Origin of the sequence: Cedecea colo, from assembly GCF_011808225.1 — a bacterium.
GTDB lineage: Bacteria > Pseudomonadota > Gammaproteobacteria > Enterobacterales > Enterobacteriaceae > Dryocola > Dryocola colo.
In genome coordinates this window covers 384,307-408,075 of the sequence record NZ_SOYS01000003.1, presented here as the reverse complement: position 1 = coordinate 408,075, position 23,769 = coordinate 384,307, and the positions used below count along the sequence as shown (strand labels likewise).

The following is a 23,769-nucleotide window of genomic DNA, read 5'->3' as shown; positions in this document are numbered from 1 at the left end:
GCCGCCTGAAATCTACGGGCGACAAGAAATCAACGGGCAGGATACCCTGCCCGTAATCATTACTTCTTAGCGCGCTCTTCGAGCATGGCTACCGCTGGCAGAACCTTGCCTTCCACGAATTCGAGGAATGCGCCGCCGCCGGTAGAGATGTAGGAGATTTTGTCTGAAATACCGAACAGGTCGATAGCAGCCAGCGTATCGCCGCCGCCTGCGATGGAGAACGCTTCGCTGTCGGCGATAGCGTTAGCAACGATTTCAGTGCCTTTACGGAAGTTCGGAAATTCGAATACGCCAACCGGGCCGTTCCACAGAATGGTTTTCGCGTTTTTCAGAATATCAGCCAGTTTCTGTGCAGAAACGTCACCCAGGTCCAGAATCTGCTCTTCATCTTTGATGTCGTTTACGGATTTCAGCGTAGCCGGTGCGGTTTCAGAGAATTCGGTCGCTACGCGCACGTCGGTTGGCACCGGGATATCGCAGGTCGTCAGCAGGCGTTTTGCTTCATCAACCAGATCTGCTTCGTACAGGGATTTGCCAACGTTGTGGCCTTGAGCGGCAACGAAGGTGTTGGCGATACCGCCGCCAACGATCAGCTGGTCAGCGATTTTGGAGAGAGAATCCAGCACGGTCAGTTTAGTGGAAACTTTAGAACCACCAACGATGGCAACCATCGGGCGAGCCGGATTGCCCAGGGCTTTGCCCAGCGCGTCCAGTTCTGCTGCCAGCAGCGGGCCTGCGCAGGCGATGTCGGCAAATTTGCCAACGCCGTGGGTGGAAGCCTGCGCGCGGTGAGCGGTACCAAACGCATCCATTACGAATACGTCACACAGCGCGGCATATTTTTTAGACAGCGTTTCGTCGTCTTTCTTTTCGCCTTTGTTGAAGCGAACGTTTTCCAGCACGACCAGTTCACCGTCGGCAACTTCAACGCCGTCCAGATAATCTTTAGCCAGACGAACATTCGCACCCAGCTTGTCTTTCAGGTAGTTAACAACCGGCAACAGAGAGAATTCTTCGTTGTACTCGCCTTCGGTCGGACGACCCAGGTGAGAAGTCACCATCACTTTCGCACCCTGTTTCAGCGCCAGTTCGATGGTCGGCAGAGATGCACGGATACGTGCGTCAGATGTCACTTTCCCTTCTTTAACCGGTACGTTCAAATCTGCACGGATCAGAACACGCTTACCAGCCAGATCCAGATCGGTCATCTTAATTACAGACATGGTGAATCCTCTCGTTGATTCTTAAAGTTTTGCGAACGCTTACGCGCCTTACCTGAAATCACTTGCGGCCATGACTAACGTCGTGTCGAGCATTCGGTTAGCAAAGCCCCATTCGTTATCGCACCAGACTAAAGTTTTAATCAGATGTTGCCCACTGACCCGGGTTTGCGTGCCGTCAACAATGGCGCTGTGCGGATCGTGGTTAAAATCAGTCGAGACCAACGGTAATTCCGTATAGTCAACTATACCATGAAATGTATCCTGTGCCGCTTTTTGCAGCAACAGGTTGACTTCACTGGCATTTACTGCATCCCTCACCGTCACGCTTAAATCGATGGCGGTGACGTTTATCGTTGGCACACGAACCGCAATCGCCTCAAAACGGTCATTAAATTGCGGGAAAATACGTGTGATGCCAGCGGCAAGGCGCGTATCAACCGGAATGATCGATTGACTGGCGGCGCGAGTACGCCTGAGGTCAGGATGATAGGCGTCAATAACCTGCTGATCGTGCATGGCGGAATGGATGGTGGTCACGGTGCCCCACTCAATGCCGAATGCATCATCAAGCAATTTAATAATTGGAATTATGCAATTCGTGGTGCAGGAAGCGTTCGAGACGATGCGATGTTCGGCTTTCACCTCTTTATGATTAACACCGAAAACTACGGTCGCGTCGAGATCGTTGCCGCCGGGATGGGAGAAGAGAACCTTTTTGGCGCCCGCTGCCAGATGGGCTTCGCCGTCTGCGCGAGTTCCAAAGACGCCGGTACAGTCCAGCACAATATCTACGTCCAGTTCGCGCCACGGCAGTGCTGCAATGGCAGGCTCATGAAGCAGGCGGATGGCGTCGCCCCCGACCCACAGCACATCGCGTTCCTGACGCACATCCCAGGCAAAACGCCCGTGGCTGGTGTCGTATTTCAACAGATGCGCCATTCCCGCAGCATCAGCCAGTTCGTTGATTGCTACAACGGTGATTTCCGCACGGCGACCGGATTCGTACAAAGCACGTACCACGTTGCGCCCAATGCGACCGAAGCCATTAATTGCGATGCGAACGGTCATATCTCTCCTGCCAGAATCCCTGAAACTAAGTGGCTGACAGAGTAATCCAGCAACAGCCTGAGGGGAATCCTCGCGCTCATGAAACTGCGAATGATTGCTTAATTGTCGAACGCTTAATCGACTGAAACGCTTCAGCTATGGTAAGCGAAACGCGGAATAAAAGGAACGCTGACGCGGAGCAGGCAGCCGTTCTTCTGACACAGGTCACATTTTTGGTGGAATAAATGAAACGGATAAGGGGACAGGGACGAATAATGAGCAAAAAAAACGGGCCGCCTGGGCGACCCGTTTACAGAGCATGCCTTACAGTACGGCTTTAGCCTGTTTCACCACGTTTTCAACGGTGAAGCCGAACGCTTCGAACAGAAGCTCTGCCGGAGCAGATTCACCGAAGGTGGTCATGCCCACAACCGCGCCGTTCAGGCCAACGTATTTGTACCAGTAGTCAGCGATGCTGGCTTCGATAGCAACGCGTGCCGCAACGGCTTTTGGCAGCACGGCTTCACGGTAAGCCGCGTCCTGCTTGTCGAACGCATCGGTAGACGGCATGGAAACCACGCGCGCTTTAATACCTTCGGCAGACAGTTGATCCCAGGCCGCCACGGCCAGCTCAACTTCGGAACCGGTGGCGATCAGAATCAGTTCAGGCTGGCCTGCACAATCTTTCAGGATGTACGCGCCGCGGGCGATATCCGCCAGCTGCTGCTCATTACGATCCTGCTGCGCCAGATTCTGGCGAGAGAAGATCAGCGCGGTCGGACCGTCATGACGTTCAACCGCGTATTTCCACGCAACCGCAGATTCAACCTGGTCACACGGACGCCATGTGCTCATATTTGGCGTCACGCGCAGGGCGGCAAGCTGCTCTACCGGCTGGTGAGTCGGGCCATCTTCGCCCAGACCGATGGAGTCGTGGGTGTAGACCATCACCTGGCGTTGCTTCATCAGCGCCGCCATACGCACCGCGTTACGGGCATATTCCACGAACATCAGGAAGGTGGAGGTGTACGGCAGGAAACCGCCGTGCAGCGCGATACCGTTGGCAATCGCGGTCATACCGAATTCACGTACGCCGTAATGGATGTAGTTACCGGCCTGGTCTTCGTTGATTGCTTTAGAGCCGGACCAGATGGTCAGGTTGGATGGCGCCAGGTCAGCGGAACCACCGAGGAATTCCGGCAGCAGATGTCCGAAAGCTTCGATAGTATTCTGGGATGCTTTACGGCTGGCGATTTTCGCCGGATTAGCCTGCAGACTGGCGATGAATTCCTGCGCCTTCGCAGCAAACTCAGCGGGCATATCACCTTTCATACGGCGGGTAAATTCAGCGGCTTCCTGCGGGAAGGCTTTGGCGTAGGCGGCGAATTTTTCGTTCCAGGCGGATTCTTTTGCCAGGCCAACTTCTTTCGCATCCCACTGCGCGTAAATTTCAGACGGGATTTCAAACGGCGCGTGGTTCCAGCCTAACTGCTCACGGGTCAGGGCGATTTCTGCGTCGCCCAGAGGAGCTCCGTGGGAATCGTGCGTGCCCGCTTTGTTTGGCGAACCGAAACCGATGATGGTTTTGCACATCAGCAGGGAAGGTTTGTCGCTAACCGCTTTGGCTTCTTCAACAGCGCGTTTGATGGCGTCGGCATCGTGACCGTCCACGCCGCGCACGACGTGCCAGCCGTAGGCTTCAAAGCGTTTTGCGGTGTCGTCGGTGAACCAGCCTTCAACGTGGCCGTCAATGGAGATGCCGTTGTCGTCGTAAAACGCCACCAGTTTACCCAGACCCAGCGTACCCGCCAGCGAGCAGACTTCGTGAGAGATGCCTTCCATCATGCAGCCGTCACCCATAAATACATAGGTGAAGTGGTCGACAATGTCGTGACCTGGACGGTTGAACTGCGCCGCCATAGTACGTTCAGCAATCGCCATACCTACCGCGTTCGCCACGCCCTGTCCCAGCGGACCGGTAGTGGTTTCCACACCGGCGGTGTAGCCCACTTCCGGGTGGCCCGGCGTTTTAGAATGTAGCTGACGGAAGTTTTTCAGCTCTTCAATCGGCAGATCGTAACCGCTGAGGTGCAGCAGGCTGTAAATCAGCATGGAGCCGTGGCCGTTAGAAAGGACGAAACGGTCGCGGTCAGCCCAGGCCGGGTTCTGCGGGTTATGGTTCAGGAAATCACGCCACAGGACTTCGGCAATATCGGCCATCCCCATAGGGGCACCCGGGTGACCGGATTTGGCTTTCTGTACTGCGTCCATGCTGAGCGCACGAATAGCGTTGGCAAGCTCTTTACGAGAGGACATTTTCACTCCAGATCGGATGGTTGAAGGTCACGCCTTGTTTTACGACTTGACTACTAAGCGTTATGGGCTACGCCCGAAAAGTGCCAACAATGTACCGCAAGCCGTGGGCCATGTACATGGAGCATCCTTTTGTCCCGGTAAGAAATCTCCGGGAAATGCTTGCATGTTGCGCAAGCGGCTGCGCTCGGTTAATTTTCTTCTTTATACTGTGCTTTCTCCACCGCCAGAACAGGCGTTGAGTTTGCCCCTGGGCCTAAGAAACTAATAAAGGAAGACCGGCCATGAAGATGCGCCCTATTTTGCTAAGCCTGTCGCTCGCCACCGCGCTGAGCGGCTGTCAGAACATGGACTCCAACGGTTTATTAACCTCCGGTGCCGAAGCCTTTCAGGCCTACACGCTCAGCGATGCGCAGGTAAAAGAGCTAAGCGATAAGTCTTGTACGGAACTGGACAGCAAAGCCACTCTTGCCCCCGCGGGCAGCGACTATGCCAACCGCCTGACAAAAATTGCCGGCGCGCTGGGCGATAACATCAACGGCATGCCGGTGAACTACAAGGTTTACGTCACTAAAGACATCAATGCATTTGCCATGGCGAACGGCTGTATCCGCGTTTACAGCGGCCTGCTGGACATGATGAACGATAACGAAGTCGAAGCGGTTATCGGCCACGAAATGGGCCACGTCGCGCTTGGCCACGTGAAGAAAGGGATGCAGGTTGCGCTGGGCACTAATGCCGCGCGGGTTGCGGCAGCGTCAGCCGGCGGCATGATTGGCAGCCTGTCGCAATCGCAGCTGGGCGATTTGGGAGAGAAACTGGTGAACGCGCAGTTCTCCCAGCGCCAGGAATCTGAAGCCGATGATTACTCCTACGACCTGCTGACAAAACGCGGAATTAACCCGATTGGCCTTGCGACAAGCTTTGAGAAGCTGGCCAAACAGGAAGAAGGTCGTCAGAGCTCAATGCTTGACGACCACCCCGCCTCCGCCGAACGTGCTCAGCATATTCGCGATCGCATGAGTGCGGATGGAATTAAATAATTAACTAACAGGAGGTGATATGGCCTCCTTTTTATCAACGCTTATACCGCACCAATTGTTAATTTAAGCGCACGGAACGTTAATTTATTACGCTTAGCGCAAAACCGCTATTTGCTCTTTTAATTAGCGGCAGACGAATGTTTTATTTTTATATTTTTCTCTATATTAAAACCTTTCATAGGTTAACTTCCCCGAATAATCCATAACGCCCTACGGCAACACCTCCGCGCACAGGTTGCGCCGCCTGAAATGTTCGGACGCATAATGTTTGCAATCAATAATAATTCAGGTAACTATCAATGGCGCAGTAATACAATTTAATATAATCCAGACAGAGATGCTCCCTCAGTGAAAAAAGAATATTCGTTAATTGCTTTAAGCCTGCTCATCGCAACACCTGCCTTCGCCAGTCAACAATACGACAGCAACGGTTTTATCGACGATAGTCATTTAAATCTCTTTTTACGCAATGCCTATATTAACCGCGACTATCGTGGCGGTGCGCAGGATAAAGCCGAATGGGGACAGGGTATTATCGCGACCTTTGAATCTGGTTTTACCGAAGGGCCGGTCGGTTTCGGCATTGATGGCATTGCCCAGTATGGTATACGCCTGGATGGCGGACGTGGTCGCAGCGGTGCGGGCGGTATCGACTTTTTCAAACAAGATGATGATGGTCGTGCGAAATCCGATCTGGCGAAATTTGGCGCTACCGCCAAAATGCGTATTTCGCATACCGTCCTGAGCTACGGTAATCAGCGTCCGGCACTGCCGATTGTTTACGCCGATGATTCACGGCTGCTGTATGAAAGCTTCACCGGCACGATGCTGACCTCAAAAGAGATCGACGGGCTGGAAATCAATGCGGGCTATCTGACCGATGAACAGCGCAAAAGCGACGATCGCCACGACAGCGGCCTGAAGAGTCTCTCTTTTGGTGGCGCGAGCTACCGGTTTAATGACCAGTTTAGCGGGGCACTGTACGCCTCTCACGTCGAAGAGGTTCTGAATAAACAGTACCTTGGATTTAACTTTAAACAGCCTTTCAGTAACGGACAGCAACTGGCGCTGGACTTCAACGGCTACAACTCCCGTCTGGACTCTGGCTATGCCGAGAGCCTTGATACCGGGCGCAGCAACACAATCTGGAGCCTGGCGGCAAGCTACGTCCGGGATATTCATACCTTTAAAGTGGCATATCAACAAAGCAGCGGCAGTACGAGCTATCAATACGGAAGCTATCGCGATCGGGGTGGTGTCGGAGATGGCGGTAACACAATCTGGCTGGCGAACTCATACTGGTCAGATTTTGACGGCGAAGACGAACGTTCCTGGCAGGCCTCTTACGGGCTAGATTTTTCCGGCCTTGGTCTACCGGGTCTGAGCTGGACTACCGCTTATGTCCGGGGCGATAACATCAAAACGTCGGCGTCCAGCAATGGAAAAGAACACGAGTGGTTCAACCAGGTGCAGTACCAGGTTCAGAGTGGCCCGGCAAAAGATCTGAAAATGAGGCTGCGTTACTCGGTATTGCGTGTTTCCGACAACGCCAGCGACTATAACGTCGGCGGCAACGAAATCCGCGCTTACGTAGAATATCCGCTTAATGTGTTCTGACAAAGCGAGCGATAGCTGACAGAAATAATGCTGCTGCGCATGCATCGCGCAGCAGCAGTGGACATATAAGGCTTACTCGCCTTTTTTCGCCGCCTGGATGTAGAGCATTTCCAGCGCAAGCGTAGCGCCGGCAAGCGCGGTGATTTCAGACTGGTCGTAGGCCGGAGCGACTTCAACCAGGTCCATCCCAACGATGTTCAGATCCTTCAGGCCGCGTACCAGCTTCAGGGCGCGATCAGAAGTCAGGCCGCCGATAACCGGTGTGCCGGTGCCCGGTGCAAAAGCAGGATCCAGACAGTCGATATCGAAGGTCAGATAAACCGGCATATCGCCAACAATCTGCTTAACCTGCGCCAGCACGTCATCAACGGTACGGTCGTTAACCTGGCCCGCATCCAGCACGGTAAAACCGTTATCTTTGTCAAACTCGGTGCGAATACCAATCTGCACCGAATGGTTAGGATCGATCAGGCCCTCAAGCGGTGCAGTATAGAACATGGTGCCGTGGTCGAACTCGCAGCCGTTAGAGTAGGTGTCGGTATGCGCATCGAAATGCACCAGCGCCATTTTGCCGAAGTGCTTAGCGTGCGCGCGCAGCAGCGGCAGAGTCACAAAGTGATCGCCGCCGAAAGAGAGCATACGCTTGCCTGCGGCCAGCAGTTTCTCAGCATGAGCCTGTAGGCGCTCGCTCATATCACGCGAATCGCCAAAGGCATACACCAGATCGCCACAGTCCACGACGTTCAGGCGCTCGCGCATATCGAAATTCCATGGGAAGCGGTTGCCTTCCCAGGCAAGGTTTGTGGAAACCTGACGGATAGCCGCAGGGCCATGACGACCACCCGCGCGACCAGAGGTAGCCGCATCAAAAGGAACGCCGGTGATCACCCAGTCGGCATCGCTGTCGTACGGCTGGAAGTTTAACGGGAAACGTAAAAAACCAAAGGCGTTAGAGACAAGGGAATTATCGTATTGATGGCCCAGGGTGTTCATTGTCTGACCTCTCGGTGAGTGAATTTATGTCAAAAAAAAGTCCCCTCCGCGTCGTTAAACCCGACGAGGAAGGGACTGGATACGTTTCGAAACTGCTTGTTGGCGCGGATTATCGCCGTAATTTCATCCGGGTTCAATAGTGCGTAATTCATACGCACAGTATAGAACAGACTTCGGGATTACTCGTCTTCCAGGTAAGTGTACCCGTACAGGCCCGCCTCGAACTCTTCCAGGAACTGCTGCTGCAAAGCGGCATCCAGATCGGTCTGTTTCACCTGATCGCGGAAGTGGGTCAGCAGGGTATTCGGGTCAAGCTGCACGTATTGCAGCATGTCCGCCACGGTATCCCCTTCATCAGAAAGCTCGACTTCCACGTTGCCGTCAGGGAACACGAATACGTCCACCGCTTCAGTATCACCGAAGAGGTTATGCATATTGCCCAGGATCTCCTGATATGCGCCAACCATAAAGAAGCCCAGCGGCGGCGGACTCTCCGGGTCGTATTCCGGCATCGGCATGGTGGTGGCTATACCGTCGCCATCGATGTAATGATCGATAGCGCCATCAGAGTCACAGGTAATGTCCAGCAGCACAGCGCGACGTTCAGGCGCCTGGTTTAGGCCTTCAAGCGGCAGCACCGGGAACAGTTGATCGATACCCCAGGCGTCCGGCATGGACTGGAACAGCGAGAAGTTGACGTAAATCTTGTCCGCCATACGCTCCTGCAGTTCGTCGATGATCGGGCGGTGCGCGCGGTTGCTCGGATCCAGCAGGCGCTGGATTTCATGGCACATGCTCAGATAAAGCTGCTCCGCCCAGGCACGCTCCTGCAAAGAATAGCTTCCCGCCGCGTAACCGGTGTGGATATCGTGCAGATCCATCTGGCTGTCGTGCAGCCATTCACGCAGCGAGCGGCGGTTGTTCGGCTCGTGCATTTCGCCCCAGGTTTCCCACATGCTTTGCAGCGCGCGCGGGGCGTCTGCCGCAGGCGCGGTTGGCGTAGTGTATTCGTTACGCTCGACGCCGATAATGTTCGACACCAGCACGGTATGGTGCGCGGTAACCGCACGGCCGGATTCGGTAATTACCGTAGGATGTGGCAGGCCGTGTTCTTCGCACGCGTCGCCAATCGCCCAGATAATGTTATTGGCATATTCGTTCAGGCCGTAGTTAACCGAACAATCCGACTGCGAACGCGTCCCTTCGTAGTCCACGCCCAGACCGCCGCCCACGTCGAAGCACTCGATGTTCACGCCCATCTTATGCAGCTCAACGTAGAAGCGCGCAGATTCACGCACGCCGGTAGCGATATCGCGAATGTTCGCCATCTGCGAACCGAGGTGGAAGTGCAACAGCTGCAGGCTGTCGATACGACCGGCTTCACGCAACATTTCAACCAGTTGCAGAACCTGCGTCGCCGCCAGACCAAATTTGGATTTTTCACCGCCGGAAGACTGCCATTTGCCGGAGCCTTGCGATGCCAGACGCGCACGCACGCCAAGGCGCGGCACCACGTTCAGACGTTCGGCTTCTTCCAGCACGATACGGATCTCTGACATCTTCTCGATAACCAGATAAACCTTGTGGCCCATTTTCTCGCCGATCAGCGCCAGGCGAATATATTCGCGGTCTTTATAGCCGTTGCAGACAATCACCGAACGCGTCATACCGGCGTGCGCCAGAACCGCCATCAGCTCGGCTTTAGAGCCCGCTTCCAGACCCAGCGGCTCGCCGGAATGTATCAATGATTCAATAACGCGACGGTGCTGGTTTACCTTGATTGGGTAAACGAGAAAATAGTTGCCGTTATAGCCGTAAGATTCGCGCGCACGTTTGAACGCCGCATTAATAGAGCGCAGGCGATGCTGTAGGATCTGCGGGAAACAGAACAGTGCAGGCAGGCGCTGCCCTTGCGCTTCACGGGCCTTGACCAGCTCAGCCAGATCGACTCGTGCCTCAGGGACATCCGGGTCCGGGCATACGGTAATATGACCCAGTTCGTTGACGTCGTAATAGTTATTGCCCCACCAGGCAATATTGTAAGTACGCAGCATCTTGCTGGCTTCCTGGGAACTCATGGCAACCTCCTGCATGGAGCGGTGTACATTCTGCTCGCCCACTGACGAACCCAAAACAGAAGAGATTTTGTCAGACATGGCGAACCTCAAATTTAAACGAATGTGCAAAACAGTTAACTACTATCGCAGGGGTATCCTGCAATAACAACCCATTAACAGCGCGTAACGGCAGCATAAGACGCTGACAGAAAAACTGTGCGACCGGTTTCTTTTTCATATCATTGTAAAACACGTAACCGAACTCCGTGGCACGGGTCGGCGAAACCAAGAGAAAACCCTTATCAAAGACAAGAGCGCCCAGGTACTGAAATTACAGGCGTGCGTTACCTGCCCTGGCGTCCTGAGAAGCACCGGGTCTGGTATAACATCGGCTGGGATGGAGCAAAGAAATGCAGTTTGCGAGGGGCAGTTGCACACAAGGGTTGTGCGTCAGATTCTGCGAATTACAGCGGTTCATCAATCGTATCACCTCCACGCATACGGTTTGGGTATGCGACAAGCCAAAGCTAAGAAAATTGCTCAGACTGATGACAACTCTCATCTGGGTAAGGCCCTGAAAGATGTCACCCCAAAAATTAACAGGAAAATCAATTTATTGATTTTCGCCTGATAACCATAAACAAGGAAAAACCACGCTTTTCCCTTGTTTATCAGCAATCTCAGCTAAGAAAATTGCTCAACCCGGCTGGAAGTGGGCAACACAAAACATGTGTGCTTATGAATGAGCCGCGCGCGCCGCTTTATACCCACAACGGGTGGAAAAAGCAAAAGATAAATCTATGCTTTGCCGGCGCCGTCAGGAAAAATTGCCGGGCCGTTTTATCCATAAGTGTGCTGAGTGAGAAAAATCACTGGCAATATGATTAAGGGTTAACCTAAAATGGCCGTCCAGATGTTAATCCATCTATACTGATTAACTGTTAGACTGCCTGTCGTTCAATCTGCGGCAATCCTCCCTAACATCAGCATATCGCACTGATGCGGGCGCCATTCAGCAGCAGTCTGTACTATACGAATTATTTTAGGGTGAAGAAAACATGGCTAAACACCTTTTTACGTCCGAGTCTGTATCAGAAGGGCATCCCGACAAAATCGCTGACCAAATCTCCGACGCGGTACTTGATGCGATCCTGGAACAGGATCCGAAAGCGCGCGTAGCCTGTGAGACGTACGTGAAGACCGGCATGGTGCTGGTTGGCGGCGAAATTACTACCAGTGCATGGGTTGATATCGAAGAGATCACCCGTAAAACGGTTCGTGAAATCGGCTACGTGCATTCTGATATGGGCTTTGATGCCAATTCCTGTGCCGTGCTGAGCGCCATCGGCAAACAGTCTCCGGATATCAACCAGGGCGTTGACCGTACCGATCCGCTGGAACAGGGCGCGGGCGACCAGGGCCTGATGTTTGGCTATGCAACCAACGAAACCGACGTGTTGATGCCAGCGCCTATCACTTACGCACACCGTCTGGTTCAGCGCCAGGCTGAAGTACGTAAAAACGGCATGCTGCCATGGCTGCGTCCGGACGCGAAAAGCCAGATAACCTTCCAGTATGACGACGGCAAAATTGTCGGTATCGATGCGGTCGTGCTCTCCACCCAGCATTCCGAAGATATTGAGCTGAAAACCCTGCAAGAAGCGGTGATGGAAGAGATTATCAAGCCGGTACTGCCTGCGGAATGGCTTAATGCATCCACCAAATATCATATCAACCCAACCGGTCGTTTTGTTATCGGCGGCCCAATGGGTGACTGCGGCCTGACCGGCCGTAAAATTATCGTTGATACCTACGGCGGCATGGCTCGTCACGGTGGCGGCGCGTTCTCCGGTAAAGATCCTTCTAAAGTGGACCGTTCTGCTGCGTACGCCGCGCGTTACGTGGCAAAAAACATCGTGGCCGCGGGTCTTGCAGACCGTTGTGAGATTCAGGTTTCTTACGCCATCGGCGTTGCTGAACCGACTTCCATCATGGTTGAAACCTTCGGCACCGAGAAAATCTCCACCGAGCAATTGACCCTGCTGGTGCGCGAGTTCTTCGACCTGCGTCCATACGGTCTGATCCAGATGCTGGATCTGCTGCACCCAATCTACAAAGAAACCGCTGCATACGGTCACTTTGGTCGTGAACATTTCCCGTGGGAAAAAACCGACAAAGCCGCCCTACTGCGTGAAGCCGCTGGCCTGAAATAATCCGCCACGGTTTTTCCTCTCAAAGGCCAGCTCCGCTGGCCTTTTGTTTTTGCACCTGCCGAAAAGCCCGTTTTTACCTGCCTCGTCTATACTTTCTTTCCAACGGACAAAACAGACTCAATGAAAGCGATTACATCGCGATAGCTAAGCTTTTCAATCGGATTACTCCCTCTAATTTTATCGGCTGCTGCATTTGTTACAACTCGTTTCGGTTTAGTCTGAAAAGGCAGCAAACAGCTTGCCGACAGCCTCCTTAATGCTATGTTTTAACTAGCTAAATAATACATACGGTTCTTGACGCTAGTGTAACCGATTACACTAGCGTGATTAGCATCACACTATTTTGCGCGACACTCGCCTACCCTTAACCACGAAAAAATTGATAATTCAACCGGAGGGCTTTATGCCTGACACTAAAAAACACGGGCGCTCTAATAAGAGCATGACGTTTTTCGTCTGCTTTCTTGCGGCGCTGGCAGGTTTACTGTTTGGCCTGGATATCGGCGTTATCGCAGGTGCCTTGCCGTTTATTGCTAACGATTTCCAGATAAGCTCACACACGCAAGAATGGGTTGTTAGCTCCATGATGTTTGGTGCCGCAGTAGGCGCCGTCGGCAGCGGCTGGCTTTCCTTCCGTCTTGGGCGTAAATACAGCCTGATGATCGGCGCCGTGCTGTTTGTGGCCGGTTCGCTGTGTTCCGCTTTTGCGCCGAACGTGGAAGTGTTAATTATCTCCCGCGTGCTGCTGGGTCTGGCCGTAGGCGTGGCGTCTTATACCGCTCCGCTTTACCTGTCTGAGATTGCCCCGGAAAAAATTCGCGGCAGTATGATTTCGATGTATCAGTTGATGATCACCATCGGTATTCTGGGTGCGTATCTTTCCGATACCGCCTTTAGCTACTCAGGTTCGTGGCGCTGGATGCTCGGCATCATCACCCTCCCGGCCCTGTTGCTGCTGGTTGGCGTGTTCTTCCTGCCGGACAGCCCGCGCTGGTTCGCCGCTAAACGCCGCTTCCACGACGCCGAACGCGTGCTGTTACGCCTGCGTGATACCAGCGCCGAAGCAAAACGTGAACTCGAAGAAATTCGTGAAAGCCTGCAGGTAAAACAAAGCGGCTGGTCGCTGTTCAAAGACAACAGCAACTTCCGTCGTGCGGTATTCCTTGGCGTTCTGCTTCAGGTCATGCAGCAGTTCACCGGTATGAACGTCATTATGTATTACGCGCCAAAAATCTTCGAAATCGCTGGCTTCACCAATACCACGCAGCAAATGTGGGGTACGGTTATCGTCGGCCTGATTAACGTGCTGGCGACCTTTATCGCCATCGGCCTCGTGGATCGCTGGGGACGCAAACCAACGCTGGTGCTGGGCTTCCTGGTTATGGCAACGGGTATGGGCGTGCTGGGCACCATGCTGCATGTCGGCATCCATTCCCAGGGCGCGCAGTACTTCGCCGTGGCTATGCTGTTGATGTTTATTATTGGTTTTGCAATGAGCGCCGGGCCGCTGATTTGGGTGCTGTGTTCTGAAATCCAGCCGCTGAAAGGCCGTGATTTTGGTATCACCTGCTCCACCGCCACTAACTGGATAGCCAACATGATCGTCGGAGCAACCTTCCTGACCATGCTCAACACGCTGGGCAACGCGAACACCTTCTGGGTCTATGCCGGTCTGAATATCTTCTTTATCGTTCTGACGCTGTGGCTGGTTCCGGAAACCAAACACGTATCGCTGGAACATATCGAACGTAACCTGATGAAAGGCCGTCCGTTACGTGAGATTGGCGCTCACGACTAAGCGAAAATAGCCCTTCTCCGTAAGGAGAGGGGCTTGCGCCTCGCCCCGCCCCATTTTATTCTCTGCCGTTATGAAATCCCCACGACTCCCTATTGCTGTCCAGCAGGCCGTTATGCGTTGCCTGCGGGAAAAACTACAGCAGGCAAATCTGCACTTAGGCCATGCCTACCCGGAACCGAAACTGGTGTATCAGCAACGAGGCACCGCCGCGGGCACCGCGTGGATGGAAAGCTATGAAATCCGTTTGAATCCCGTATTGCTGATGGAAAATCAGCAGGCTTTTATCGACGAGGTAGTGCCGCACGAGCTGGCCCATCTTCTGGTCTGGAAACATTTTGGCCGCGTGGCTCCCCACGGCAAAGAATGGAAATGGATGATGGAAACCGTGCTCGGCGTTCCCGCGCGCCGAACGCACCAGTTTGAAGTGCAGTCCGTTCGCAAGAATACCTTCCCCTATCGCTGCCGCTGCCAGCTGCATCAGCTTACCGTGCGCCGCCACAATAAAGTGCTGCGCGGCGAATCTGAATACCGCTGCGTGCAGTGCGGCGACCTGTTAAAACCAGAGCTTACGCCTCCCCGTAATTAAAAAATTAAGCGGAAAGTTTCCCAATCCTGCTGATTGAAACCGGATAAATCCTCAGGTAGGGTGCGGGCAGGTTTTAGTAAGGATTCTGGAAATGTCTCGCAAATATTTTTGGGCTGTTGCAGCTGTTGCAGCCCTTTCCTCTTTTTCCGCCTTCAGCACCGGTATTAACAGTTTCTCGCAGGCCAAAACCGCTGGCGTCAAAGTGAATGCCGACGCACCGGGCGATTTTTACTGCGGGTGCAAAATTAACTGGCACGGAAAGAAAGGCATTCCCGATCTCAAATCGTGCGGCTATAAGGTACGTAAAAACGAAAACCGCGCCACACGCATCGAATGGGAACACGTGGTTCCGGCCTGGCAGTTCGGCCACCAGCGTCAGTGCTGGCAGAATGGTGGAAGAAAAAACTGCGGCAAAGATCCTCTCTATCGCAAAATAGAGAGCGATATGCACAACCTGCAGCCCGCGGTCGGAGAAGTGAATGCCGACCGCAATAACTTTATGTATAGCCAGTGGAACGGTGGCGAAGGTCAGTACGGCCAGTGCGCAATGAAGGTCGACTTTAAAGATAAGATTGCGGAGCCGCCTGCCCGCGCACGCGGCGCCATCGCGCGCACTTACTTCTATATGCGCGATCGGTATCAACTGAAGCTATCCCGCCAGCAAACACAGCTTTTCGAAGCCTGGAACAAGCTATACCCGGTAAGCGCCTGGGAGTGCGAGCGAGACGAACGTATCGCTAAAGTTCAGGGCAATCATAACCCTTATGTGCTGCGGGCTTGCCAGGCACAAAACAGCTAACCTACACTAGCGGCAATTGTTAATTCTGTGTCGTGCTTTTACTCCTTCCTGAGGAGAGGATTAGGTTGAGGGTGTCAATATTGCCCCCAACCCGGCCCTCTTTCCGGCGAGAAGGGGAAAAGAGCCAGACCTTCTTAATCGGACTTAAATTTCCATGCGCATACCCCGCATTCATCACCCTGATCTACTTACTCCCGGCCAGGACGTGGCGCTCAGCGAAGATGCCGCAAACCACGTGGGCCGCGTATTACGCATGGGCGCCGGACAGGCGCTGCAGCTTTTTGACGGCAGCAACCAGGTCTTTGAGGCTGAAATTGTGCAGGCTGATAAGAAAAGCGTGCGGGTCAGAGTGCTTAGTGCAACCGCCGATGATCGGGAATCACCGCTGCACCTGCATCTTGGCCAGGTAATGTCACGCGGTGAAAAAATGGAATTTACTATTCAAAAAGCCGTTGAGCTGGGCGTGAACGTGATTACGCCGCTGTTTTCCGAGCGCTGTGGCGTGAAACTGGACGCCGAACGCCTGAATAAAAAGCTCGCCCAGTGGCGCAAAATCGCCGTTGCCGCTTGCGAACAATGTGGCCGCAACCGGGTACCGGAAATTCGCCCGGCGATAGATCTCGAAGCCTGGTGCGCGGAGCTTGATGAAAGCCTGAAGCTCAACCTTCATCCTCGTGCCAGCGCCAGCATTAATACCTTGCCGCAGCCAGTCGAACGCGTGCGTTTGTTGATTGGTCCGGAAGGTGGTTTAACGGCGGACGAAATTGCCATGACCGCACGTCACCAGTTTACTGATATCTTGTTAGGACCACGCGTTCTGCGCACTGAGACTACCGCGCTCACCGCCATCACCGCGCTTCAGGTGCGTTTTGGCGATCTGGGCTAAAGGAGAAGAAAAATGATCAAGCTCGGCATCGTGATGGACCCCATCGCACACATCAATATCAAGAAAGACTCAAGCTTTGCCATGCTGCTCGAAGCGCAACGCCGCGGTTATGAGATCCATTACATGGAAATGGCGGATCTATACCTGATTAACGGCGAAGCGCGCGCGCGTACCCGTCTGGTTTCCGTCGCGCAGAACTACGACAAATGGTATGACTTTGGCAGCGAGCAGGATATTGCGCTGGCCGACCTTAACGTCGTGCTGATGCGTAAAGATCCGCCGTTTGATACCGAATTCATCTACGCCACCTATATCCTTGAACGCGTCGAAGAACTAGGCACGCTAATCGTCAACAAACCGCAGAGCCTGCGCGACTGTAACGAGAAGCTGTTCACCGCCTGGTTTGCGGACTTAACGCCGGAGACGCTGGTGACGCGCAACAAAGCGCAGCTTAAAGCGTTCTGGCAAAAGCATGGCGATATCATTATGAAGCCGCTGGACGGCATGGGCGGCACATCCATTTTCCGCGTTAAGGAAGGCGATCCTAACCTCGGCGTGATTGCAGAAACCCTGACCCTGCTCGGCAACCGCTACTGCATGGCGCAAAACTATCTGCCTGCTATCGTCGATGGCGACAAGCGTGTGCTGATCGTTGACGGCGAGCCGGTTCCGTACTGCCTGGCTCGCATTCCACAGGGCGGCGAAACGCGTGGTAACCTGGCTGCCGGTGGCCGTGGCGAACCGCGCCCGCTGACTGAAAGCGACTGGGAAATTGCACGCCGCGTGGGCCCAACGCTGAAAGCCAAAGGGCTGATTTTCGTAGGCCTCGATATTATCGGCGATCGCCTGACCGAGATTAACGTCACCAGCCCTACCTGCATCCGCGAAATCGAAGCCGCGTTCCCGATTTCTATCACCGGTATGCTGTTTGACGCCATCGAAAAGCGCATCGCTGAGTGATTTTTAAACGGCGGTAGGGAAACCGCCAGTAGTGACAGCTAGCCGCTTTCCCCGCATACTGGACGCTGTCGCTTTTTCAACCGGGATCAGAACCTCTGACAATGAATTTACAGCATCACTTTCTTATTGCCATGCCGGCTCTCCAGGACCCTCTTTTTAAGCGCGCCGTAGTTTATATCTGCGAATACAACGAAGATGGCGCGATGGGGATCATTATCAATAAACCTCTCGAAAATCTTCAGGTTGATGGCGTACTGGAAAAGTTAAAGATCGTACCCGATCCTCGCGACCCTGCTATTCGTCTTGATAAGCCGGTGTTTATCGGCGGCCCGCTGGCCGAAGATCGTGGTTTTATCCTGCACAGCCCACCGGATCTGTTCGCTTCGAGTATTCGTATTTCTGACGACACGGTAATTACCACTTCCAGGGACGTGCTGGAAACCATCGGAACCCCAAACCAGCCGAAAGAGGTGATGGTGGCGCTGGGCTACTCCTCTTGGGAAAAAGGCCAGCTCGAACAGGAGATCCTCGAAAACGCATGGCTTACCGCTCCGGCAGATGCCGCCATTCTGTTTAATACGCCGATTGCCGAACGCTGGCGCGAAGCGGCGAAGCTGATTGGCGTTGATATCCATACTATGCCAGGCGAAGCGGGGCACGCGTAATGAGCAGTGGAACACTTTTAGCGTTTGATTTTGGCACCAAAAGCATTGGCGTAGCGATTGGCCAACGCATTACCGGCACCGCCCGCCCGCTCACCGCGCTAAAGGCGCAGGAAGGTTCGCCGGACTGGAACGCCGTGGAAAAAATTCTTAAAGAGTGGCAGCCAGACGAAGTCATCGTTGGCCTGCCGCTGAACATGGACGGCACGGAACAACCGCTGACCGCCCGCGCCCGTAAATTTGCTAACCGTCTGCACGGCCGCTTTGGTGTGAAGGTTTCCTTACAGGACGAGCGCCTCAGCACCGTTGAAGCCCGTGCAGGCCTGTTTGAACATGGTGGTTTCCGGGCGCTTAACAAAGGCAGCATTGATTCCGCTTCTGCCGTCGTTATCCTGGAAAGCTGGTTTGAATATCATCCCTGACTGGTTTTGCCGCAGGGCGTATCGGTAGCTGCGCTCTGCAGCTCATGCCTTGCCGCTACGGCCAAAAAGTGGCTGCGGTCCCGGTAACCTGATGCAGGTTTTTTCACTCGGAAATCAATGCGCTGTAACAGGGCATCCGGAAGCGTTATATTTATCCGCTGCTGCTTTCCTTCAAGGGCAGACAAGTCTACATCGACCATTAGCCATTGATTACAGTGGGCATATTCAGGGCTTGCTGCATAAGTAAATGACCCGGCATCTTTAAGCCGGGTGATATCCTTTCCACGTTCAACCATCAGATCGACAATCGACAAAATCGCTTCCTGAACCATAGATGCAATCTCATCCTGGTTATCTGCCGCAGAAACACAGCCAAAATCATCACTGCACAGCGCAGGCACAATCAGGCCATACGCTTCATTCTCATGTGCGGGCATTTCCACAGCAACAGAAAAAAACATGTTCAATCTCCGGTAACTGCGAATTAAATTCCCGCTATTTTACGAATGGGTCTGACCGTACCGATGGACAGATCTTTTCTCGGATGCGTTACCGGGAAAGTTTCCCTGTGTTTGGCGGCCCCGATATCCAGTGGCTGCCTCCAGAACTGCGGGCGGGTTCGCATCCTGCGGCCTTCAGTTCCTTTATTAAGTCAGCGGATGTCATAGACTCCTCCTGACCAACCCACAAAATGCGCATGTATACACACGAAAACAATAACCCTGATCATAATGTATCCTCCCTGAGCGTATCGGCAGCCTCTTCGCCTCCATCGATTTTCCCTTCACGTACCCGCAGAGCCTCACTCTGTTCAAAATTTTGCATCCCATGCTGTTGCCCCGTCTGTAGCAGACCGGGCAACTGATGCGTCTTGCCTTCGCGAATCAGATTCGCTACCGCCGTGGTGTTCACCAGCAGTTCATACAGCGCCACTCGTCCGCCTTTCTTTGCCGGCAACAGCTTTTGTGCCAGCACGGCTTTCAGACTGCCTGCAAGCTGGCTACGAATGTGGCTTTTTTCTTCTGCCGGAAACACATCCACCAGCCTTTCCACCGCCTGCGCCGCGCCGCGTGTATGCAGCGTCGCCAGAACCAGATGACCTGTTTCCGCCGCGGTTAACGCCAGGCGTATGGTTTCGCTGTCTCGTAACTCGCCCAGCAGGATCACATCAGGATCTTCACGCAGCGCGGCTTTTAGCCCGGCGGCGAATGAATGACAATGCACGCCCGGCTCCCTTTGCTGAATCAGGCATCGCCCGGAGTGGTGCACAAACTCCACAGGATCTTCAAGGGTAAGGATATGCCCATCCAGATGATGATTGAGATGATCGACCATTGCCGCAAGCGTGGTGGTTTTACCGCTGCCGGTAGCGCCCGTTATCAGAATCAGGCCATCGGGCATTTGCAGCAACGACGGTATTATCGGCGGAGCGCCTAATGCCTCTAACTTCGGGCAGTGCGATGCAAGCAAACGTAACGCGAGAGAATAGCCCCGGCGCTGACGAAAAGCGTTGACGCGCAGCCGAATATCAGCTGCAAGCGTCACGGCAAAATCTACCTGCCCTTTGTTTTCCAGCTCTTCTCGTTGCTCCTCCGCAAGCCAGCCCGCAAGCAGGAATTCGGGTTCTGGCCCCGTTTCAGGAAAGGGCTCAAGCCGCCCTTGCCTGCGCCAACGTATAGATTGCCCCGTGCACAGGTGTAGATCGGAAGCGTTATGCTTTACACTAAGGGCCACAATTTCTTCGATATCCATATCACTTTCCAACGTATGAACGAGATAGCACACAATCTGGCACAGGTTCACCACAAAATCTCAGCGGCTGCATTACGCTGCGGGCGTGCTTCCGAAGAAGTTACTTTGCTTGCGGTCAGCAAAACAAAACCTGCGAGCGCCATCGAAGAAGCGGTTGCCGCCGGGCAGCGCGCTTTCGGTGAGAACTACGTCCAGGAAGGCGTGGATAAAATTCGCTACTTCGCCGAAAACGGCGTTGAGCACCTTGAATGGCACTTTATTGGTCCTTTGCAGTCGAACAAAAGTCGTCTGGTTGCCGGGCATTTTGACTGGTGCCATACGGTAGACAGGCTGCGCATCGCCACTCGTCTGAGCGAGCAGCGTCCGGCAGATATGCCGCCGCTTAACGTTTTGATTCAGGTTAATATTAGCGATGAACATAGCAAATCCGGGATCGCGCTTAGCGAGCTTGAAACCCTGGCGTCTGAAGTCGCCGCGCTGCCGGGTTTGCTGTTACGGGGTTTAATGGCGATTCCTGCGCCTGAACCCGATTATCAGCGTCAGTTCGCCGTTTGCAGCCAGATGGCTGCGGCATTCGAGACGCTTAAAAACCGTTATTCGACGGTTGATACATTATCTCTGGGCATGACCGATGACATGGACGCCGCGATTGCCGCAGGCAGCACCATGGTGCGCATTGGAACCGCTATTTTTGGCGCGCGGAACTATCCCGCTCGCTAATCACTAAATTTTGAGGAACACCATGCAGATGTTGACCTTCCTGATTTCCACCGTCATTGAACTGTATGTCATGGTGCTGTTATTGCGCATCTGGATGCAGTGGGCGCGTACGGATTTCTACAACCCGTTTTCGCAGTTTGTAGTGAAAGCGACCCAGCCGGTAATCAGCCCTTTACGACGCTTTATTCCGTCGATGGGGCCTGTCGACAGCGCTTCGCTGCTTGTCGCTTTTCTGCTGTGTCTACTGAAAGCGATGGTGCTTTTCCAGGCTGTCAGCTTCGCGCCGATCATCTGGATTGCCGCCCTGCTGGTGCTGCTGAAAACCTCCGGCCTGCTGTTCTTCTGGGTGATGATTATTCGATCGCTGATGAGCTGGGTAAGCCAGGGACGCAGCCCGGTTGAATTCGTGCTGATGCAGCTAACCGAACCCTTTATGGCTCCGGTGCGCCGCATTTTGCCCGCGATGGGCGGCATCGACTTCTCCGGTATGATCGTGATTCTGGCGCTTTACGCGCTGAATATCGGCGTTGCCGAGCTGCTGGCGCTTTCCGGCAACATGCTGTTACCGGGCCTGTGGATGGCGCTTTGAGCGCAGCAAGTCAAACCTCCGACGGGCTGGTTTTACGGCTGTATATTCAGCCTAAAGCCAGCCGGGATTGTATTATCGGGCCGCATGGCGATGAGCTAAAAGTCGCCATCACCGCCCCGCCGGTAGACGGCAAGGCCAACGCCCATCTGATAAAATATCTGGCTAAACGGTTCCGCGTCGCCAAAGGCCAGGTGCTGGTCGAGAAAGGTGAACTGGGCCGCCATAAACAAATTAAGATTATCGACCCGCAACAAATCCCGACGGAAGTCGCGGCATTGCTCGAATAATTACCCAAAACTCACAGGATCCCGATATGCAAAAAGTTGTCCTCGCTACCGGTAACGCCGGTAAAGTGCGTGAGCTCGCCGATTTACTGCGCGACTTTGGTCTGGACGTGGTGGCGCAAACCGAGCTGGGCGTTGAGTCCGCCGAAGAAACCGGGCTGACTTTTATCGAGAACGCCATTCTCAAAGCCCGCCACGCGGCGCAGATAACGGGCCTGCCGGCGATTGCCGATGATTCTGGCCTCGCGGTTGACGTTCTTGGCGGCGCACCGGGAATTTATTCCGCGCGTTACGCCGGTGAAGATGCTACCGACCAACAAAACCTTGAGAAGCTGCTTGCTACGCTCAAAGATGTGCCTGATGAGCAGCGCAAAGCCCAGTTCCACTGTGTGCTGGTCTATATGCGCCATGCAGAAGATCCCACCCCGCTTGTATTCCACGGCAGCTGGGCAGGCGAAATCACCCGCGAGGCTGCGGGCGCTGGTGGTTTTGGCTACGATCCAATATTCTTTGTTCCGGGCGAAGGCAAAACCGCCGCGGAGCTGACCCGCGACGAAAAACGCGCTATCTCCCATCGTGGACAGGCTTTGAAACTGTTACTGGAAGCAATGAAAAATGGCTAACCTGCCACCCCTGAGTCTTTATATTCACATTCCATGGTGCGTGCAGAAGTGCCCCTACTGTGACTTCAACTCTCATGCACTCAAAGGCGACGTACCGCACGACGAGTACGTCAGCCATCTGCTGCGCGATCTGGATAACGATGCGCCAATGGCACAAGGACGTGAAATAAAGACCATCTTTATTGGTGGCGGTACGCCAAGCTTGCTTTCAAGCGAGGCGATGCAAAATCTACTCGACGGCGTGCGCGCGCGCCTGCCGCTGGCAGCAGATGCAGAAATTACCATGGAAGCGAACCCCGGCACGGTCGAGGCCGATCGTTTCAAAGGTTACCAGCGCGCCGGCGTGAACCGTATTTCAATCGGCGTGCAGAGCTTCAGCGAGCCAAAGCTAAAGCGCCTGGGCCGTATTCACGATGCTGGCGAAGCGAAACGTGCGGCGAATCTGGCAAGCGGCCTTGGGCTTCGCAGCTTTAATCTCGACCTGATGCACGGCTTACCGGACCAGTCGCTGGAAGAAGCGCTGGACGATTTGCGCCAGGCAATCGCGCTTAACCCACCGCACCTTTCCTGGTATCAACTGACTATTGAGCCCAACACGCTGTTTGCTTCTCGTCCGCCAAAGCTGCCGGATGACGACGCGCTGTGGGATATTTTCGAACAGGGCGACAAGCTGCTCACCGCCGCAGGTTATCAGCAGTACGAAACGTCCGCCTACGCCAGACCAGGCTACCAGTGCCAGCACAATCTGAACTACTGGCGCTTTGGAGATTATCTGGGTATCGGCTGTGGCGCACACGGCAAAATCACGTTTGCGGACGGGCGTATTTTGCGAACCGCCAAAACACGTCACCCGCGCGGCTATATGGAAGGGAAATACCTCGACCGCCAGCACGATGTGGAGCAGGCCGATAAACCGTTCGAGTTCTTTATGAACCGCTTCCGCCTGCTGGAAGCCGCGCCGCGCAATGAATTCGAGCTATATACCGGGCTTGATGAAGCCGTTATCCGTCCGCAGTTAAATGAAGCCATTGCGAAAGATTACCTGGTGGAGACAGCGGAACACTGGCAGATAACCGAGCACGGCAAGCTGTTTTTAAATTCACTGCTGGAGATTTTTCTGGCGGAGTGATCGGAATCTGGCGGATGGCGCGTTGCTTATCCGCCCTACAATTTTTTATCGTG

General features: G+C 54.0%; 24 protein-coding genes and 1 pseudogene. 15 read left to right on the top strand and 10 right to left on the bottom strand.

Translation table 11 applies throughout. The annotated features are described in order from the left end of the window. Positions 1 to 59: 59 nt before the first annotated feature. From pgk to tkt, 3 genes are all read right to left on the bottom strand, one after another. Positions 60 to 1,223 carry a phosphoglycerate kinase gene (gene pgk, locus E2L00_RS10195; RefSeq protein ID WP_167610647.1) on the bottom strand — a complete coding sequence of 388 codons (1,164 nt, stop codon included), beginning with the start codon at positions 1,221 to 1,223 and terminating at the stop codon, positions 60 to 62. Between the two features lie 48 nt (positions 1,224 to 1,271). Beyond that, on the bottom strand, positions 1,272 to 2,291 hold the full coding sequence (gene epd / locus E2L00_RS10190; protein WP_167610644.1) for an erythrose-4-phosphate dehydrogenase: 1,020 nt from the start codon (positions 2,289 to 2,291) through the stop codon (positions 1,272 to 1,274). Between the two features lie 303 nt (positions 2,292 to 2,594). Continuing rightward, positions 2,595 to 4,586, bottom strand: a complete 1,992-nt coding sequence (gene tkt / locus E2L00_RS10185; RefSeq protein WP_167610641.1) for a transketolase — start codon at positions 4,584 to 4,586, stop codon at positions 2,595 to 2,597. Positions 4,587 to 4,867: 281 nt separating this feature from the next. On the opposite strand from tkt, the gene loiP reads away from it, so the two are divergent. Together loiP and E2L00_RS10175 are read left to right on the top strand one after the other, a co-directional pair. Then, positions 4,868 to 5,626 (top strand): metalloprotease LoiP, encoded by a 759-nt coding sequence (gene loiP, locus E2L00_RS10180; RefSeq protein ID WP_167610638.1) that lies wholly within the window; start codon positions 4,868 to 4,870, stop codon positions 5,624 to 5,626. Between the two features lie 348 nt (positions 5,627 to 5,974). Further along, positions 5,975 to 7,243, top strand: a complete 1,269-nt coding sequence (locus tag E2L00_RS10175) for an OprD family outer membrane porin (protein WP_167610635.1) — start codon at positions 5,975 to 5,977, stop codon at positions 7,241 to 7,243. 72 nt (positions 7,244 to 7,315) lie between these two features. Here the strand turns inward: E2L00_RS10175 and speB are convergent, their stop codons facing one another. The 4 genes from speB to E2L00_RS21955 form a co-directional block, all read right to left on the bottom strand. Next, positions 7,316 to 8,236 (bottom strand): agmatinase, encoded by a 921-nt coding sequence (gene speB, locus E2L00_RS10170; protein WP_167610632.1) that lies wholly within the window; start codon positions 8,234 to 8,236, stop codon positions 7,316 to 7,318. A gap of 179 nt (positions 8,237 to 8,415) precedes the next feature. Next, positions 8,416 to 10,392: a biosynthetic arginine decarboxylase gene (speA, locus tag E2L00_RS10165; RefSeq protein WP_167610629.1), complete on the bottom strand. Its 1,977-nt coding sequence runs from the start codon at positions 10,390 to 10,392 to the stop codon at positions 8,416 to 8,418. Further along, positions 10,385 to 10,531: an acid stress response protein YqgB gene (gene yqgB, locus E2L00_RS10160; protein WP_167610804.1), complete on the bottom strand. Its 147-nt coding sequence runs from the start codon at positions 10,529 to 10,531 to the stop codon at positions 10,385 to 10,387. Before yqgB ends, speA begins: the two co-directional genes overlap by 8 nt. A 93-nt stretch (positions 10,532 to 10,624) precedes the next feature. After that, positions 10,625 to 10,771, bottom strand: coding sequence for a hypothetical protein (locus E2L00_RS21955; protein ID WP_420808843.1), 147 nt, complete (start codon positions 10,769 to 10,771; stop codon positions 10,625 to 10,627). A 580-nt stretch (positions 10,772 to 11,351) separates the two neighbouring features. Between E2L00_RS21955 and metK the strand changes: the two genes are divergently transcribed. From metK to ruvX, 8 genes are all read left to right on the top strand, one after another. Further along, complete coding sequence (metK, locus tag E2L00_RS10150; protein WP_167610623.1) at positions 11,352 to 12,506, top strand: methionine adenosyltransferase; 1,155 nt, start codon at positions 11,352 to 11,354, stop codon at positions 12,504 to 12,506. 403 nt (positions 12,507 to 12,909) lie between these two features. Next, the gene (locus tag E2L00_RS10145; RefSeq protein WP_167610620.1) at positions 12,910 to 14,304 is read left to right on the top strand and encodes a sugar porter family MFS transporter; all 1,395 of its coding nucleotides are present in this window, start codon (positions 12,910 to 12,912) and stop codon (positions 14,302 to 14,304) included. 70 nt (positions 14,305 to 14,374) lie between these two features. Further along, on the top strand, positions 14,375 to 14,890 hold the full coding sequence (locus E2L00_RS10140; protein ID WP_167610617.1) for a SprT family zinc-dependent metalloprotease: 516 nt from the start codon (positions 14,375 to 14,377) through the stop codon (positions 14,888 to 14,890). A gap of 91 nt (positions 14,891 to 14,981) precedes the next feature. Continuing rightward, positions 14,982 to 15,689, top strand: a complete 708-nt coding sequence (endA, locus tag E2L00_RS10135; RefSeq protein ID WP_167610614.1) for a deoxyribonuclease I — start codon at positions 14,982 to 14,984, stop codon at positions 15,687 to 15,689. A 154-nt stretch (positions 15,690 to 15,843) separates the two neighbouring features. Then, positions 15,844 to 16,575 (top strand): 16S rRNA (uracil(1498)-N(3))-methyltransferase, encoded by a 732-nt coding sequence (gene rsmE, locus E2L00_RS10130; protein ID WP_167610611.1) that lies wholly within the window; start codon positions 15,844 to 15,846, stop codon positions 16,573 to 16,575. A gap of 12 nt (positions 16,576 to 16,587) precedes the next feature. Beyond that, positions 16,588 to 17,535 (top strand): glutathione synthase, encoded by a 948-nt coding sequence (gene gshB, locus E2L00_RS10125; protein ID WP_167610608.1) that lies wholly within the window; start codon positions 16,588 to 16,590, stop codon positions 17,533 to 17,535. A 101-nt stretch (positions 17,536 to 17,636) separates the two neighbouring features. Continuing rightward, positions 17,637 to 18,200, top strand: coding sequence for a YqgE/AlgH family protein (locus E2L00_RS10120; RefSeq protein WP_167610606.1), 564 nt, complete (start codon positions 17,637 to 17,639; stop codon positions 18,198 to 18,200). Further along, positions 18,200 to 18,619, top strand: a complete 420-nt coding sequence (gene ruvX, locus E2L00_RS10115) for a Holliday junction resolvase RuvX (RefSeq protein ID WP_167610604.1) — start codon at positions 18,200 to 18,202, stop codon at positions 18,617 to 18,619. Before E2L00_RS10120 ends, ruvX begins: the two co-directional genes overlap by 1 nt. Here ruvX and E2L00_RS10110 read toward each other — a convergent pair. From E2L00_RS10110 to E2L00_RS10100, 3 genes and pseudogenes are all read right to left on the bottom strand, one after another. Further along, on the bottom strand, positions 18,610 to 19,080 hold the full coding sequence (locus tag E2L00_RS10110) for a type II toxin-antitoxin system HicB family antitoxin (RefSeq protein ID WP_167610601.1): 471 nt from the start codon (positions 19,078 to 19,080) through the stop codon (positions 18,610 to 18,612). The genes ruvX and E2L00_RS10110 overlap by 10 nt on opposite strands. A gap of 23 nt (positions 19,081 to 19,103) precedes the next feature. Further along, positions 19,104 to 19,285 (bottom strand): annotated as a pseudogene (locus tag E2L00_RS10105) (type II toxin-antitoxin system HicA family toxin). Positions 19,286 to 19,345: 60 nt separating this feature from the next. Beyond that, complete coding sequence (locus tag E2L00_RS10100) at positions 19,346 to 20,371, bottom strand: type IV pilus twitching motility protein PilT (protein ID WP_167610598.1); 1,026 nt, start codon at positions 20,369 to 20,371, stop codon at positions 19,346 to 19,348. Between the two features lie 15 nt (positions 20,372 to 20,386). On the opposite strand from E2L00_RS10100, the gene E2L00_RS10095 reads away from it, so the two are divergent. Genes E2L00_RS10095 through hemW form a run of 5 tightly spaced genes read left to right on the top strand, consistent with a single transcriptional unit; the run spans position 20,387 to position 23,716 of the window. Beyond that, complete coding sequence (locus E2L00_RS10095) at positions 20,387 to 21,091, top strand: YggS family pyridoxal phosphate-dependent enzyme (RefSeq protein ID WP_167610801.1); 705 nt, start codon at positions 20,387 to 20,389, stop codon at positions 21,089 to 21,091. A 22-nt stretch (positions 21,092 to 21,113) separates the two neighbouring features. Continuing rightward, positions 21,114 to 21,680, top strand: a complete 567-nt coding sequence (locus E2L00_RS10090) for a YggT family protein (RefSeq protein ID WP_167610595.1) — start codon at positions 21,114 to 21,116, stop codon at positions 21,678 to 21,680. Next, a complete protein-coding gene (yggU, locus tag E2L00_RS10085; protein ID WP_201279366.1) occupies positions 21,677 to 21,967 on the top strand; it encodes a DUF167 family protein YggU in 291 nt (96 codons plus the stop codon). The genes E2L00_RS10090 and yggU overlap by 4 nt, the downstream gene beginning before the upstream one ends. A gap of 26 nt (positions 21,968 to 21,993) precedes the next feature. Continuing rightward, entirely contained in the window at positions 21,994 to 22,587 is a 594-nt protein-coding gene (locus tag E2L00_RS10080) for an XTP/dITP diphosphatase (protein ID WP_167610589.1), read from the top strand. After that, a complete protein-coding gene (gene hemW / locus E2L00_RS10075) occupies positions 22,580 to 23,716 on the top strand; it encodes a radical SAM family heme chaperone HemW (protein WP_167610586.1) in 1,137 nt (378 codons plus the stop codon). The genes E2L00_RS10080 and hemW overlap by 8 nt, the downstream gene beginning before the upstream one ends. Positions 23,717 to 23,769: the final 53 nt, after the last annotated feature.

What these genes read in the sequence shown, in the direction of transcription:
- rsmE (WP_167610611.1), top strand. Translation starts at nt 15,844, where the DNA reads ATGCGCATACCCCGCATTCATCACCCTGATCTACTTACTCCCGGCCAG.
- E2L00_RS10140 (WP_167610617.1), top strand. Translation starts at nt 14,375, where the DNA reads ATGAAATCCCCACGACTCCCTATTGCTGTCCAGCAGGCCGTTATGCGT.
- E2L00_RS10120 (WP_167610606.1), top strand. Translation starts at nt 17,637, where the DNA reads ATGAATTTACAGCATCACTTTCTTATTGCCATGCCGGCTCTCCAGGAC.
- E2L00_RS10095 (WP_167610801.1), top strand. Translation starts at nt 20,387, where the DNA reads ATGAACGAGATAGCACACAATCTGGCACAGGTTCACCACAAAATCTCA.
- gshB (WP_167610608.1), top strand. Translation starts at nt 16,588, where the DNA reads ATGATCAAGCTCGGCATCGTGATGGACCCCATCGCACACATCAATATC.
- loiP (WP_167610638.1), top strand. Translation starts at nt 4,868, where the DNA reads ATGAAGATGCGCCCTATTTTGCTAAGCCTGTCGCTCGCCACCGCGCTG.
- epd (WP_167610644.1), bottom strand. Translation starts at nt 2,291, where the DNA reads ATGACCGTTCGCATCGCAATTAATGGCTTCGGTCGCATTGGGCGCAAC.
- tkt (WP_167610641.1), bottom strand. Translation starts at nt 4,586, where the DNA reads ATGTCCTCTCGTAAAGAGCTTGCCAACGCTATTCGTGCGCTCAGCATG.
- E2L00_RS10100 (WP_167610598.1), bottom strand. Translation starts at nt 20,371, where the DNA reads ATGGATATCGAAGAAATTGTGGCCCTTAGTGTAAAGCATAACGCTTCC.
- speA (WP_167610629.1), bottom strand. Translation starts at nt 10,392, where the DNA reads ATGTCTGACAAAATCTCTTCTGTTTTGGGTTCGTCAGTGGGCGAGCAG.
- E2L00_RS10090 (WP_167610595.1), top strand. Translation starts at nt 21,114, where the DNA reads ATGCAGATGTTGACCTTCCTGATTTCCACCGTCATTGAACTGTATGTC.
- metK (WP_167610623.1), top strand. Translation starts at nt 11,352, where the DNA reads ATGGCTAAACACCTTTTTACGTCCGAGTCTGTATCAGAAGGGCATCCC.
- speB (WP_167610632.1), bottom strand. Translation starts at nt 8,236, where the DNA reads ATGAACACCCTGGGCCATCAATACGATAATTCCCTTGTCTCTAACGCC.
- pgk (WP_167610647.1), bottom strand. Translation starts at nt 1,223, where the DNA reads ATGTCTGTAATTAAGATGACCGATCTGGATCTGGCTGGTAAGCGTGTT.
- yqgB (WP_167610804.1), bottom strand. Translation starts at nt 10,531, where the DNA reads ATGAAAAAGAAACCGGTCGCACAGTTTTTCTGTCAGCGTCTTATGCTG.
- E2L00_RS21955 (WP_420808843.1), bottom strand. Translation starts at nt 10,771, where the DNA reads ATGAACCGCTGTAATTCGCAGAATCTGACGCACAACCCTTGTGTGCAA.
- hemW (WP_167610586.1), top strand. Translation starts at nt 22,580, where the DNA reads ATGGCTAACCTGCCACCCCTGAGTCTTTATATTCACATTCCATGGTGC.
- ruvX (WP_167610604.1), top strand. Translation starts at nt 18,200, where the DNA reads ATGAGCAGTGGAACACTTTTAGCGTTTGATTTTGGCACCAAAAGCATT.
- E2L00_RS10080 (WP_167610589.1), top strand. Translation starts at nt 21,994, where the DNA reads ATGCAAAAAGTTGTCCTCGCTACCGGTAACGCCGGTAAAGTGCGTGAG.
- endA (WP_167610614.1), top strand. Translation starts at nt 14,982, where the DNA reads ATGTCTCGCAAATATTTTTGGGCTGTTGCAGCTGTTGCAGCCCTTTCC.
- E2L00_RS10145 (WP_167610620.1), top strand. Translation starts at nt 12,910, where the DNA reads ATGCCTGACACTAAAAAACACGGGCGCTCTAATAAGAGCATGACGTTT.
- E2L00_RS10110 (WP_167610601.1), bottom strand. Translation starts at nt 19,080, where the DNA reads ATGTTTTTTTCTGTTGCTGTGGAAATGCCCGCACATGAGAATGAAGCG.